The following is a 14,432-nucleotide window of genomic DNA, read 5'->3' on the forward strand; positions in this document are numbered from 1 at the left end:
TTATGAAAAAAATATTTTTTTTACTGATTACTTTTGTAGCCCTAAATACTTTTTCTCAAACAGATAATCTATCCAATTTAAAAGGTAATGAACTTCGCAACAGTATTCGTTTAAATTATATTTTAGTTCATCAACCTAATATTATTTATCAAAACGGGCATGAGCTAGACCCAACCATGGGGTTTATTGGTTTAAACTATAATTTCCCTTTAAACGATTGGTTGTATACTGGTGTAGGTTTCCATGCAGCAATTACAGGAGACCAAGGTGGCTTGTTTACTTTGGGTGTTAATTTAGGCGTAAACAAACAACTTTATAAAAACCTATATTTTGATGCTAACGTTCACTTTGGTGGCGGTGGTGGATTTAGAAGTTTGGTTAACGGAGGTGGAATTATTTACCCAAATGCAGGTTTACAATACAAAGCCAAAAACTATTCTTTTGGTGTGCAGTATGGTTACGTAAACTTTTTTACGGGTATTCAGAAAAGTGATAATGTTTCATTTTTTGTAGAAATACCAACTTCATTAAGATCTACTACTTATGCTGATGCTCAAAAAACTTTTATAAACAACAACCAGTCTAAAGATGCATTTTGGACAAAACCAGCTGTAAAAAGTGTGCAACAAGTAACTTTCGACTACTTTTTTCCTTTTGGTGACTCTAGAACAGATGCTAGTACAACACCAAAATACAAACCTATAGACCACACATTATCTGTTATTGGTTTTGAATACCAACGCTATTTAACAAGTAATACTTTTATTTATGCACATGTAGATGCTATGTATGCAGGTTTAACTGCTGGTTTTATGGATTTATTTATGGGTGTTGGAAAAAACTTTATTGAAACCAAATATGTAAATTTCTTTGGTAAGTTTGGTATGGGAGCTGCAGGTGGTAGAATTTACCCAGAAGGAGGTTTAACCATGTACCCAAGTGTTGGTGCCGATGTAAAAATTACAGAAAAATTTGGTTTAAGTGCACACGGTGGTTATCACAGATCTATTGGCGGTACCTTCGAAGCTTATACGGCTGGTTTTAGTATTAAATATTATGGCTTAAGTGGCGGAACTAAAGATCCTTTTTCGAATGAAGAAGCAACAAGTATAAAAACACAAGGAATACAAATTGGGGTTCAAAATCAAACTTATTTAAAAGTTAAAAGATTTGGACTAACTCCAGAAGAAACCTATAGAAATCTACAACTAATTGCCATCAAAGTAAACTACGATTTAAATCATCGTTTTTATATTGCTGGAGAAGCTTCTTTTGCATACGAAGGAGAATCTGGTGGTTATGCTCACGGAATTTTTGGTTTGGGAATAAAATCAAATAGATTTGCTAATAACAAACTATCTTTATTTGCAGAAGCTGCTGCAGGTGTTGCAGGTGGCGGAAGAGTAGATTCTGGTGAAGGTGTTTTAGTAAGACCTACCGCAGGTATTAATTACCACGTAAATGATGATTTATCTTTTAACTTTTCGGGCGGACAAATGTGGTCTCCTTATGGTAACGTAAATTCAACAAATATTAATATTGGCTTGTCTTATGGACTATCAATTTTAAATGCTAAAAAATAATATCTACTGATTTAATATCAGCTTTTATCAAAAAAAATCTTAATCCATTTTAAGATTACAATTAATGTCAGTTCGAGCGCAGTCGAGAACTAATAAATGAATAAAACCTCTCGACTGCGCTCGAGAAAACAAAATTAAATAAGAATACAATGAACAACGGAATCTATGCAAAATTCACCACTCCAAAAGGTGAAATTTTAGTACAATTAGAACATGAAAAAACTCCTGGAACTGTAGGTAATTTTGTTGCTTTAACAGAAGGTAATTTAGAAAATGCAGTAAAAGAGCAAGGAACTCCTTATTATGATGGATTAAAATTCCACAGAGTAATTCCAGAATTTATGATTCAAGGTGGTTGCCCACAAGGTACTGGTACAGGTAACCCAGGATATAAATTTGATGATGAATTTCATCCAGAATTAAAACATGATGCACCAGGAAAATTAGCAATGGCTAATTCGGGTCCTGCAACCAACGGAAGTCAATTTTATATTACCCACGTTCCTACTCCATGGTTAGACGGTAAACACACTGTTTTTGGTTATGTAATAGAAGGGCAAGATGTTGTTGATGCAATTGCACAAGGAGATGAATTAACTTCTGTAGAAATTATTAGAGTTGGTGCAGATGCAGAGGCTTTTAATGCTGTAGAAGCTTTTAGAGTTTTTGAAGGATCTAGAGAAAAACGTGAAGCTGAAGAAAAAGCAAAACAAAAAGCATTATTAGATACTGTTGCTGCTGGTTATGACGAAACTGCAAGTGGTTTACGTTACCAAATTTTACAAAAAGGAACAGGAAAAAAAGCTACAAAAGGAGCTGGAGTTTCTGTACACTACAAAGGTCAATTATTAGACGGTACTGTTTTTGATTCTTCTTACAAAAGAAAAGAACCAATTGACTTTAATGTTGGTGTTGGTCAGGTTATTTCTGGTTGGGATGAAGGAATTCAGTTATTACAAGTAGGAGATAAAGCTCGTTTTGTAATTCCATCTAATTTGGCGTATGGTGCTGCAGGTGCAGGAGGCGTAATTCCACCAGATGCAACACTTATTTTTGATGTAGAATTAATGGATGTTAAATAAGAATAACATTCTTTACAAGTTATATAATTACAAAAAGCTCTCTGAAATCAGAGAGCTTTTTTTGTGTATGAACTTAAGTTCGATAACTTATAATATAAGGCTTTAAAAAAATACCCAAAACTACTTCTTACTCGTAATCTTTCATTTCTTCATCATAAAAAGCGCCCGCCTTATCCATTAAATCGGCTAATTCAGTTGCTATATCTTCTTCACTTTCTCCTGTTAAATCTTCAAACCACTCTATTTCATCATCTTTTAAATTAATTAAAAAACGAGGAAACTCTGTGTGTAACACAAAAATATCTTCAGGAAACTTACTGTTATCTGCTAATAAAAATTTAGGTAAAGTCATTGTTATTATAGTAATTATGTCTGTTCGAGCGCAGTCGAAAATTAATTTATTTTTTTTGTAAACAACCTCTCAACTGCACTCGAGAGGTAATTATTATTCCTTTTCTCTTATTAACTTTAAAGTTAACGAATTAAATCTAATAAATAATAAAATAGAAGCCGTTGTTAAACCTGCTAGCAAGCCCAACCAAATACCAAAACTACCATACATTTCTTCACTTCCTAAAAAATAAGAAATAGGAAAACCTACCACCCAATAAGAAATAAAGGTAAGAATAGTGGGTACTCTTACGTCTTGTAAACCACGCAAAGCTCCTAAAAAAACAACTTGTATGCTATCTGAAATTTGAAAAAAAGCTGCCGCTAATAATAAGCTTGAAGCAATAGAAACTACTTCCATATTATCCATATAATTAGTAGCATCACTTAAATCAACATATATATATGGTAAACTTTCATGAAAAACAAAGAAAAGTAGTGCAAAAAACGTTGCTAATAACACACCTAACAAAAAGATTGAAAAAGCAATTCTACGCAATTCTTTATAATTCTGCAATCCTTTCTGATTCCCTACTCTAATCATAGCAGCAACACTTAACCCGGTTGCAACCATAAATGTCATAGAAGATAAATTTAATGCTATTTGATTTGCCGCTTGTGGGTTTTTGCCCAACAAACCACTTAACCAAACTGCAGATGTAAAAATGGCTACTTCAAAAAACATTTGCATGGCACTTAAAGAACCTAAATTGATAATTTTTTTGATTGTAAAAATATCTAAAACAAAGAATTTTATATTTCTTACAATTTTTGCAGATCGTTCTTTATAACGCAACAACAACCATAAGTAAACAACCATAATAAGCCTAGAAACTAGCGTACCATAGGCGGCACCTACAATTCCCATTTCTGGAAAACCAAATTTCCCAAAAATTAATACATAGTTTAAAAAGGTATTAACAATATTAGCTATTAAAGTAGCATACATAGGATATTTAGTCATAGACATACCATCACTAAATTGTTTAATAGCCTGAAAAACAACCAAAGGAATCAAAGAAAACGCTACCAAATCTAAATATGGAATAGCCAATTCTACTACCTCTTTTGGTTGTTTCATTAAATACATAAGAGGTTTAGAAAAGTAAATTCCTAAAAACAATGCAATCCCTAATGTTGTACATAAAAACAAACCACTTTTATAAGTAGCTCTTGCTTGTTGTAAATTATTAGAAGAATCTGCTTCTGCTATTAAAGGCGTAATAGCTGTAGAAAAACCAATACCAATAGACATGGCAATAAACATAAAACTGTTACCCAAAGAAACTGCAGCTAATTCTGCAGTACCTAATTGCCCAACCATAATATTGTCTACAAAACTCACAAATGTATGTCCTAACATTCCTAACATTACAGGTGCAGCAAGTTTCCAATTGTATTTGAATTCTGATGTGTATTGAGAAATATTCAATGTCTTTTTTATTTTTTTAAGACTGCGAAGATAAGTATTAATGCAAGATCATTTTATGTTGAAGTTATCCATTTTCTAATAAAGTTTTATGAATAAAAATAGTTACTTTTGAAATTCCAAAAAAACATACTAAAATGGCAAATATCACATTAAAAGGAAACGCAATAAACACAATAGGTAATTTACCAAAAGTAGGAACTAAAGCTTCTGAATTTAAGTTAACTGCAGTAGATTTATCTCAAAAAAGTTTATCAGATTTCTCTGGTAAAAAAGTAATTTTAAATATTTTTCCAAGTGTAGACACAGGTACTTGTGCTACTTCTGTTAGAGAATTTAACAAAAAAGCAGCCGATTTAGAAAACACTGTTGTTTTATGTATTTCTAAAGACTTACCATTTGCACAAGCTCGTTTTTGTGGTGCAGAAGGAATTGATAATGTAGTAATGTTGTCTGATTTTGCAGACGGAAACTTTGGTAAATCATACCAATTAGAAATTGCAGATGGTCCCTTAGCTCATTTACATTCTAGAGCAATTGTTATTCTTGACGAAAATGCAAACGTAGTTTACACAGAACAAGTTTCTGAAATTGTTAACGAACCTAATTATACAGCTGCTTTAAACGCAATTTAGTCTATGAAGAATCCTAATGATAGCTTTTTAAGAGGAAGACTTCGTAGTTTTAAGTTTGCATTGAGAGGAATGTGGCTTTTAATGACTACAGAAGATAGCATTAAAGCGCAACTTTTTATTGCTGTGCTTGCTACTATTTTAGGTTTTTATTTTAAGATATCTAATGTAGAATGGATGTTTCAGTTTATAGTAATTGGGCTCGTTTTAGTAGCCGAAGCTTTAAACACAGCTATAGAAAAAGTAGCAGATTTTGTACATCCAGATTATCATGAAAAAATAGGTTTTATAAAAGATATAGCTGCAGGCGCACCAAGTTTTGCAGCTTTTACTTCATTAATTGTTGCGGGCTTTATATACCTTCCTAAAATAGCCTTATTATTTTAGGTAAATACGTATATTTACTGCTAAAAACTACCAAAAATTATTAATGGCTAAAAGGAAAACAAGCACAAAAACACCCTTAAATTCTTCGGAAAATAAACCGAATATTTTTGCCTTTTTTAAATCTAGACAGGCACAAACAATTTTAGGTACCTTCTTAATTTTATTTTCAGCCTTTCTTTGTATTGCTTTTATTTCTTTTTTCTTTAATTGGCAAGAAGATCAAAGTGCACTTACAGAATTGGCTAATAAAACGGTTAGAAGTAAAAATTTATTAGGTAAAATCGGCGCCAGTTTAAGTAACTTTTTTATTTACAAAGGTTTTGGTATTGCCGCTTTTATAATTGCTTTTCAAATATTTTTAACAGGCTCTTACATTCTTGTTAAAAAGAAATTAGCTGCTATAATTATTTCTTGGAACTGGGGTCTTATTGCCATGTTATGGATTTCTATTTCTTTGGGTTTTGTACATGATAATTATGCGATTCTATCTGGTATTGTTGGTTTTGAAATCAATGAGTATTTACATGCTTTTATTGGTAATACAGGTTTAGTAATACTATTAACATTTTTATTGATTACCTATTTAGTGGTACGCTACAAAGTAACTTTTGATAAGCATATAGAAAATTTAAAAATAAAAAGAGAAGAAAGAAAAGCGCAAGCACTTATAGAAAATGAAACTTTAACAGAAGAAAAAATTATAGAAAAAACACCTGTTAAAGCATCAGAAGAAACAGCAACGATCTCTTTAAAAACAGATAAAAAAGAAAAATCTGATGTTGAGCTTTCATTAGAAAATTTACAGCCAACTATTTCTAAACATTCTGAGGTAACTACAAAAAAAGAAGAAATTACTTTAAATGTAGAAAAAAAATCAGGTCCTGTATTAAAAACAGAAGTTGCCAAAGAAGAAGAAAAGGGAATTGAAGAAGGTACAGAAATGGATGTTGAAATTGATGTAGCTATTGGTAGAGATGAAGAACACTCTACAGAAAATTTAGCCAATCAATTGGTAAAAGATTTCGGTGAATTTGATCCTACTCTAGAGTTAGGCAACTTTAAATTTCCAACTTTTAATCTTTTAAAACAATATAACGAATCTATTTCTATTGATCCGGAAGAGCTAGAAGCTAACAAAGATAGAATTGTAGAAACCTTAAAAAACTACAAAATTGGTATTGCAGAAATAAAAGCAACTGTAGGACCAACAATTACATTGTACGAGATTGTACCAGAAGCCGGAATTAGAATTTCTAAAATTAAAAATTTAGAAGATGATATTGCGCTTTCTTTATCTGCTTTAGGTATTAGAATTATTGCTCCTATTCCAGGTAAAGGAACAATTGGTATAGAAGTACCTAACAAAAAATCGACCATAGTTTCTATGCATTCTGTTATTTCATCAAAGAAATTTCAAGAATCTACTATGGAGTTGCCAATTGCTTTAGGTAAAACAATTTCTAATGAAACCTTTGTGGTTGATTTAGCAAAAATGCCTCACTTATTAATGGCAGGTGCCACAGGGCAAGGAAAATCGGTTGGTTTAAATGCAGTTTTAACATCACTTTTATATAAAAAACATCCTGCAGAAGTAAAGTTTATTTTAGTCGATCCAAAGAAAGTAGAGTTAACTTTATTCAATAAAATAGAACGTCATTACTTAGCAAAACTGCCCGATGTAGAAGATGCTATTATTACAGATACCACCAAAGTTGTACACACTTTAAATTCTTTGTGTATAGAAATGGATAACCGTTACGATTTGCTAAAGGCGGCAATGGTACGTAATATTAAAGAATACAATGTTAAATTTAAGCAGCGTAAATTAAATCCTAATGATGGACATCAATTTTTACCATATATTGTTTTGGTTATTGATGAATTTGCCGATTTAATTATGACCGCTGGTAAAGAAGTAGAAACGCCAATTGCAAGATTAGCGCAACTTGCAAGAGCCATTGGTATTCATTTAATTGTAGCAACACAAAGACCTTCTGTAAACGTAATTACAGGTATTATTAAAGCAAATTTCCCTGCAAGAATTGCTTTTAGAGTTACCTCTAAAATAGATTCTAGAACCATATTAGATGCAGGTGGTGCAGACCAATTAATTGGACGTGGAGATTTATTATATACTGCAGGAAACGAAATTAAAAGAATTCAATGTGCCTTTGTAGACACACCTGAAGTCGAAAAAATTACCGATTTTATTGGGTCACAAAAAGCCTATGCAGAAGCATACCAATTACCAGAATATGTAGATGATGAAAGTGGCACGAGTCTTGATATAGATATCTCCGATAGAGATAAGCTCTTTAAAGATGCTGCAGAAATTATTGTTACAGCACAACAAGGATCTGCTTCTTTATTGCAAAGAAAATTAAAATTAGGATATAATAGAGCAGGTAGATTGATAGACCAATTAGAAGCTGCTGGTATTGTTGGTGGTTTTGAAGGAAGTAAAGCCAGACAAGTTTTAGTACCCGATTTTATAGCCTTAGAACAATTATTAGAAAACGAAAAAAATCAATAGTTTCTCGACTAAAATCGGGATGACAAGAAATAGAATTATGAAAAAAATAGGAATCTTATTTTTAAGTTTATTTTTAACAACCATTACTTTTTCTCAAAATGCAGACCAAGCAAAATCTCTTTTAGACGAAGTTTCTTCCAAAATGGGAGCTTATAAAAATATGTCTATAAGTTTTAGCCAAACCTTAAGTAATGAAGATGCAGGTATTATGGAAGGTGATGAACCACCAATTAGAGGACAAATTACACTCCAAGGAGAAAAATACAGCCTTAATTACTTAGGAAATAGATTTATTTTTGATGGAAAAAAACTATACGTAATTAACAATGATGAAAAAGAAGTCACCATTACAGAAGGTGATATGGGGGGAGATGATGGTTTTATATACCCTTCTAAATTATTAACTTTTTACAAAGAAGGTTACAATTTTGAAATGGGAGAATTAAAAAATTTAAACGGCAGAAAAATTCAATTAATTACCTTAAGCCCAATAGATAGTGCTTCTGACATAGTAAAAGTAGAGTTGGCTATAGATGCTAAAACAAAGCATATTTACAAGCTAATTCAAACAGGTTCTAATGGTTCTAAAACTACATTTACAATTACAGAATTTAAAAGTAATCAAACTTTATCTAGCAGTTTTTTCTCTTTTGATGAAGAAAAATACAAAAAGCTACATTTTTCAATAGATTAATAATTGTCCAATTAACAGAAAATTAGTAGCTTCTTTCATCTTAAGAAACTACTTTTGCCAAGATGAAAATTTTAGATAAATACATCCTAAAAACATTTTTAGTACCTTTTGTAGCTACATTTCTAATTGTGCTTTTTGTTTTGGTGATGCAAGTTTTATGGCAAACCTTCGAAAACATAGCTGGTAAAGGTATTAGCTTGCCTTTTATTTTAAAATTTCTATATTACTCTACCTTAATTATTACACCGCAAGCATTGCCAATTGGCGTACTTTTATCTTCTATCATGGCCTTAGGTAATTTAGGAGAAAACTACGAGTTTGCAGCTGCAAAATCTGCAGGTATTTCTTTACAGAGATTAGTAAGACCATTGGTTTTCTTAACCATAATTCTTAGTGGTATAAACTTTTTATTTTTAAACAACATTTATCCTTATGCTGTACTAAAGCAAAAGAATTTATATTTAAATATTAAAAAGAAAAAACCTGCACTAGCATTGGTTCCGGGAAGTTTTAATAGTGATATTCCAGGATTTCAAATTAAGTTTGATGAGAAATATGGTGAAGATGAAAACTTACTTAGAAAAGTATTAATCTACGATTTATCAGAAGGTAAAGGAAACCAAAAAGTTATTACAGCAGAAAGAGGTAAAATTATCTCTGAAGAAGGAAGTAGATACATGACCTTTGTTTTGTACGATGGTTTTTATTATCAAGAGCATGTAAAATCTGCAAGAACAAATCTGCAAATAAAAAAAATGGCAGCATCTAATGCTACCTTTAAAGAATATGAATTTAACATTGATATTTCATCTGTAACAGGAGAAGGCGACTTAGATAAAACAAATCATACCAAGAACTTTATGATGCTTAGTTTAAATCAACTAGGAGACACAATTCCAGATTTAAAAGCTAGTTATGATGAAACATTATTATTAAAATCTAAAAACTTATACGCAACAACTGTTGCTAAAGATTTATACAAATATCCAGATTCCTTAAAAACCGAAAACATTGATATTGATATCTTAGAAAATTTTGATTTACAGGCTAAAATTAATATACTAAACTCAGCTTCTACAAAAGCAGGTAGAGCTTTAAGCTCTATCAAAAACAACATGAGTTCTATTAAATACAAAAGAAAAAACCTAAATTTCTTTGATACAGAATACTATAATAGAATTGCATTTTCACTTTCTTGTCTAATTTTATTTTTTATAGGCGCACCTTTAGGTTCTATTATTAGAAAGGGAGGATTTGGTTTACCCATGATTCTTGCAATAGCCATTTACGTAACCTATTTCTTTAGTAATACTTTTGGTAAAAATTTAGCAGAAGAAAGTTCTATTTCATCATTTTTAGGCTCTTGGATAGCAGCTTTTATTATGGTTCCAATAGCCATCCTATTAACAAGAAGAGCTACAAAAGACAAAGGAATTTTTAATGTAGATGCTATTACGCAACCTATTATTAATTTCTTTAAAAAGATATTTTCAAAAAAAGAAGCATAACTATTATGACAGTTCAAAATATTAAAACAACTACGCAATTAAACTCAATTTCTGAAGCAATTGAAGATATTAGAAATGGTAAGATAATCATTGTTGTAGATGATGAAAATAGAGAAAACGAAGGTGATTTTTTAGCTGCAGCAGAAAAAGTAACCCCAGAAATGATTAACTTTATGGCTACTCATGGTAGAGGGTTAATATGTGCTCCTTTAACAGAAACTCGTTGTAAAGAACTAGACTTACATGTTATGGTTAACAACAACACAGACCCTATGGAAACAGCTTTTACAGTTTCTGTAGATTTACGTGGTAAAGGTGTTACAACTGGTATTTCTGCAGGAGATAGAGCTTTAACAATAAAAGCTTTGGTAGATAAGGATACAAAACCTTTCGATTTAGCAAGACCTGGTCATATTTTTCCTTTAATAGCAAAAGAAGGCGGTGTTTTAAGAAGAACGGGGCATACAGAAGCTGCTATAGATTTTGCTCGTTTAGCGGGTTTGCAACCAGCAGGTGTTATTGTAGAAATTATGAATGAGGATGGTACTATGGCGCGCTTACCTCAACTTTTAGAAGTAGCAAAAAAATTAGACATTAAGATTGTTTCTATAGAAGATTTAATTGCTTATAGAATGGAACATGATTCTTTAATTGAAATTAAAGAAGATTTTGAAATAAAAACTAGATTTGGCGAATTTAGATTAAGAGCTTACCAGCAAACAACAAATAATCAAGTACATATTTCTCTTACAAAAGGATCTTGGTCTAAAGACGAACCTATACTTACAAGAGTAAATTCTACTTTAGTAAATAATGATATTTTAGGAACCTTAACAAATGATGCTGACAAGAAACTAGACAAAATGTTTCAGGTAATTAATGAAGAAGGAAAAGGTGCTATTATTTTTGTAAATCAACAAAATCAATCTCAAAACTTATTAAGTAGGTTGGCTGGTTTAAAAGTAAATCAGGTAAATGGAGAAATGAAAGCACCAGATATTAAAATGGACAATAAAGATTTTGGAATTGGAGCTCAAATTTTACACGATTTAAACATTCGAAAATTAAAACTAATTACCAATACACAACAAACAAAACGTGTAGGTATTATTGGTTATGGTTTAGAAATTGTAGATTACGTAGGCTACTAAGACCTTATCCCCTATTTATCAAATTACTTTTTTTAAAAATTACAACATCAAAAATGTTAAACAAAGCCAATAAAACATACTACTTGGTATTTTTTATTAACTTTGAAAATGTTACAAAAGCAAAAATCTGAATTTACCAAGCAATTAATTCTTAATGAGTCTTTTAAACTATTCTATAAAGATGGTTTTAAAACAACCAGTGTAGATAAAATAATGCTAAAGACAAAGCTTACAAAAGGTGCTTTTTATTACCATTATAAAAACAAAAGAGAATTAGGTTTAGATGTAATTAAGTTAAAACTACAAAAAAGAGTTTATGAAGGTATGATTTCTCCTCTTTTTACCAATGGTAATGCAATAGAGATTCTAAAATCTACTTTTTTAGATAGAATTAAATCTTTTCCGATAGAAGAAAAACAACAAGGTTGCCCAATGAATAATTTAATCAATGAAATTGGAAACTCAGACAAAATTTATCAATTGGCACTAAAAAGTATTATTGAAGATTGGAAATCTGCAATAGTTCAGTTAATTGAAAAAGGAAAAGAACAAAAAACTATTAAAAATGCTATTTCTAGTGAGGCTACCGCTGTTTATTTAATCAGTGCTTTTGAAGGCATCAGAGGAATACGAAAACTATATGATAATGATAAAATTGTAGAGGAATATATTCTAGGTTTATCCTTATACATTAACCAAATAAAAGCATAAAACAAATTATGAAACTAGCAGACAAAGTTGTAATTGTAACAGGATCATCAAAAGGAATTGGGAAAGAAATAGCAATACTCTTAGCCGAAAATAATGCTAAAGTAATTGTAAACTATGCCAATAGTGAAACCGAAGCCAATGAAACCGTAAATACCATCATTAATAGAAGTGGTTCTGCTTTTGCCATAAAGGCAGACGTTAGTAAAAGGAAAGAAGTAACACATTTGTTCGATAAAACAATTGAGCTTTACGGAAAAGTAGACGTTTTAGTTAACAATGCTGGTGTTATGAATTCTAAAAAACTGAAAGACATTACAGAAAATGATTTTGACCATCATTTTAATGTAAATGTTAAAGGCGTATACAATACGTTACAAGAAGCAGAAAGTAAACTTGCCGATAATGGTAATATAATTAACATCTCATCGAGTACCGTAAAACTAATGTTACCAACTTACGCTATTTACTCTGCCACAAAAGCGGCTGTAGAGCAAATAACACGTGTATTTTCTAAAGAAATTGGTAGAGGAATTTCGGTAAACGCCCTTGCTCCTGGCCCAACAGAAACCGAATTATTTTTAACAGGTAAATCGCCAGAATTTATAAAAACACTTAGTGGTATGAATGCTTTTAACAGATTAGCAAAACCTATAGATATTGCTCGTGTTGTTTTATTTTTAGCCAGTGATGATTCTAAATGGGTTTCTGGTCAAGTTATTGGCGCAAACGGAGCTATGGTTTAGTCTATTTAAAATTTTAATAAATCCCCGCTTATTAATTCAATTGGCTGTTCGTTTCTTTTAAACAAACGAGCAGTCAATTTTCCTCTTAAAAAAACAGCATCATTATCAACCTCTAACCAACTTCCCTCACGCAAACCTAAAACTGGAGTTTCATTAAACACATGAAATTCTTTAATGCGTGTTTCTCTGGTTTCTCCCATATGTGTAGAACCTTCAATAGGATCTAAATAATGGGCATTGATATTAAAATTAATGCAACCTAAGGTGGTAAAACTTGGTGGATACACAATAGGCATATCATTTGTGTTTTTCATATTAACCCCACAAATATTACTTCCGGCACTTGTGCCTAAATAAGGTGTTCCGTTTTCAATCACTTCTTTTAAGGTAGTTAAAACATCATTTTTATACAATTGATTTACTAATTCAAACGTATTTCCGCCTCCTGTAAAAATTGCTGATGCATTATTAACAGCTTCTTTTGCATTCTCAAATTCATGAATCCCTTTTACATCAATATTTATCTCTGAAAAGGCTTTTTTAGCTATTGCAGTGTATTCGTCGTAAGAAATCCCACTTGGTCTAGCATACGGTATAAATAACAATTCTTTTACTCCAGTAAAATGCTTCTTTAAAGTAGGTAATAAATATGCTAAATATTTACTTCCATGCACTGTAGATGTACTTGCAATAATCATTTTTTTCATACATCAAAAATAAGAATTTTAAACCATCCTTTTTAACACAAGTTTACAATTCTCTTAATAGAGTTTTAAGACCCAATCCTCCTTTCTTTGTAATAATGAAACAAATACTTACTTTTCTAACTCTTTTTATGTGTCTAAATTTCTTAAACGCACAAGAAAAAAGAAAAATCATATCAGGTAAAATGGTGTTAGATAGTTTGCCTATTGTTAATGTACATATTATCAATCAACATACAAAAATTGGTACAATTAGTAATGATAATGGTATTTTCAAAATTCCTGTTCGTCTTGGTGATACCTTATTTTTCTCACATTTACAATATCAAGACAAAGTTATTATCATCACAGATAAAACAATTGTAAATCAAAAAATAAACATTTCTTTAGAAGAAAAAACGGTTGTTTTAAAAGAGATGGTATTAGAAAAACAACGAAGTATTTTTTATCAAGATCCAGAAATAACAAATTATAGTGGCCCTGTTGTAAATGCAAAGAAATTAAACCTGCCATATGCAAATACTTTTGCCAAAAAAGATAAATCTATCGTTAGTTTTAGTTCTGGAGCTGCCATCAGTTTAGATAATTTAATAGGTGCTTTAAACGGAAGCCACAGAAGAGAAAAACAAATGAAAGAGATGGCGTTAGAAGATAGTGAACTCGAAAAAATTAGAAAACATTTTACGGATGATTTTTTTATTACTGATTTAAAAATCAAGAAACTTTATATCAATCAGTTTTTAAATGATTGTATTGATAAAAATATAATTCGTATTTTTAAAAGGGATAACAAATTAGATGTCATCAAACTATTAATAAAAGAAAGTAGACTATTTCCTCACAGAATAATGGAAGAAGACATCTATTTAACCAACCATTAATACT

Annotated in this window: 14 protein-coding genes; 11 read left to right on the top strand and 3 right to left on the bottom strand. The window is 30.8% G+C overall.

Annotated elements, in window-relative coordinates:
* Nucleotides 1–2: 2 nt before the first annotated feature.
* Nucleotides 3–1,583, top strand: a complete 1,581-nt coding sequence (locus tag WG951_RS05335) for a hypothetical protein (protein WP_105049399.1) — start codon at nucleotides 3–5, stop codon at nucleotides 1,581–1,583.
* Nucleotides 1,584–1,732: 149 nt separating this feature from the next.
* Nucleotides 1,733–2,665 carry a peptidylprolyl isomerase gene (locus WG951_RS05340; protein ID WP_105049155.1) on the top strand — a complete coding sequence of 311 codons (933 nt, stop codon included), beginning with the start codon at nucleotides 1,733–1,735 and terminating at the stop codon, nucleotides 2,663–2,665.
* 127 nt (nucleotides 2,666–2,792) lie between these two features.
* On the opposite strand, the gene WG951_RS05345 is transcribed toward WG951_RS05340, so the two are convergent.
* Nucleotides 2,793–3,017 (bottom strand): hypothetical protein, encoded by a 225-nt coding sequence (locus WG951_RS05345; RefSeq protein ID WP_105049156.1) that lies wholly within the window; start codon nucleotides 3,015–3,017, stop codon nucleotides 2,793–2,795.
* 93 nt (nucleotides 3,018–3,110) lie between these two features.
* Nucleotides 3,111–4,487, bottom strand: a complete 1,377-nt coding sequence (locus WG951_RS05350) for an MATE family efflux transporter (RefSeq protein WP_211296715.1) — start codon at nucleotides 4,485–4,487, stop codon at nucleotides 3,111–3,113.
* Nucleotides 4,488–4,621: 134 nt separating this feature from the next.
* Between WG951_RS05350 and tpx the strand changes: the two genes are divergently transcribed.
* From tpx to WG951_RS05390, 8 genes are all read left to right on the top strand, one after another.
* A complete protein-coding gene (gene tpx, locus WG951_RS05355; RefSeq protein ID WP_105049157.1) occupies nucleotides 4,622–5,119 on the top strand; it encodes a thiol peroxidase in 498 nt (165 codons plus the stop codon).
* 3 nt (nucleotides 5,120–5,122) lie between these two features.
* Nucleotides 5,123–5,503 (top strand): diacylglycerol kinase family protein, encoded by a 381-nt coding sequence (locus tag WG951_RS05360; RefSeq protein WP_105049158.1) that lies wholly within the window; start codon nucleotides 5,123–5,125, stop codon nucleotides 5,501–5,503.
* A gap of 43 nt (nucleotides 5,504–5,546) precedes the next feature.
* Nucleotides 5,547–8,036, top strand: a complete 2,490-nt coding sequence (locus WG951_RS05365) for an FtsK/SpoIIIE family DNA translocase (RefSeq protein ID WP_105049159.1) — start codon at nucleotides 5,547–5,549, stop codon at nucleotides 8,034–8,036.
* Between the two features lie 37 nt (nucleotides 8,037–8,073).
* Nucleotides 8,074–8,730, top strand: coding sequence for a LolA family protein (locus WG951_RS05370; protein ID WP_105049160.1), 657 nt, complete (start codon nucleotides 8,074–8,076; stop codon nucleotides 8,728–8,730).
* 62 nt (nucleotides 8,731–8,792) lie between these two features.
* Nucleotides 8,793–10,238 (top strand): LptF/LptG family permease, encoded by a 1,446-nt coding sequence (locus tag WG951_RS05375; protein WP_105049161.1) that lies wholly within the window; start codon nucleotides 8,793–8,795, stop codon nucleotides 10,236–10,238.
* A 5-nt stretch (nucleotides 10,239–10,243) separates the two neighbouring features.
* The gene (ribB, locus tag WG951_RS05380; protein WP_105049162.1) at nucleotides 10,244–11,389 is read left to right on the top strand and encodes a 3,4-dihydroxy-2-butanone-4-phosphate synthase; all 1,146 of its coding nucleotides are present in this window, start codon (nucleotides 10,244–10,246) and stop codon (nucleotides 11,387–11,389) included.
* A 108-nt stretch (nucleotides 11,390–11,497) separates the two neighbouring features.
* Nucleotides 11,498–12,100 carry a TetR/AcrR family transcriptional regulator gene (locus tag WG951_RS05385; protein ID WP_105049163.1) on the top strand — a complete coding sequence of 201 codons (603 nt, stop codon included), beginning with the start codon at nucleotides 11,498–11,500 and terminating at the stop codon, nucleotides 12,098–12,100.
* 8 nt (nucleotides 12,101–12,108) lie between these two features.
* Nucleotides 12,109–12,843, top strand: coding sequence for an SDR family oxidoreductase (locus WG951_RS05390; RefSeq protein WP_105049164.1), 735 nt, complete (start codon nucleotides 12,109–12,111; stop codon nucleotides 12,841–12,843).
* A 5-nt stretch (nucleotides 12,844–12,848) separates the two neighbouring features.
* Here WG951_RS05390 and pepE read toward each other — a convergent pair whose 3' ends face one another.
* Nucleotides 12,849–13,550, bottom strand: a complete 702-nt coding sequence (gene pepE, locus WG951_RS05395; protein WP_105049165.1) for a dipeptidase PepE — start codon at nucleotides 13,548–13,550, stop codon at nucleotides 12,849–12,851.
* Between the two features lie 95 nt (nucleotides 13,551–13,645).
* On the opposite strand from pepE, the gene WG951_RS05400 reads away from it, so the two are divergent.
* Nucleotides 13,646–14,428 (top strand): carboxypeptidase-like regulatory domain-containing protein, encoded by a 783-nt coding sequence (locus WG951_RS05400; protein WP_245893512.1) that lies wholly within the window; start codon nucleotides 13,646–13,648, stop codon nucleotides 14,426–14,428.
* The last annotated feature ends 4 nt before the right edge of the window (nucleotides 14,429–14,432 follow it).

Origin of the sequence: Polaribacter butkevichii (genome assembly GCF_038024105.1) — a bacterium.
In the GTDB taxonomy this organism is placed as follows: domain Bacteria; phylum Bacteroidota; class Bacteroidia; order Flavobacteriales; family Flavobacteriaceae; genus Polaribacter; species Polaribacter butkevichii.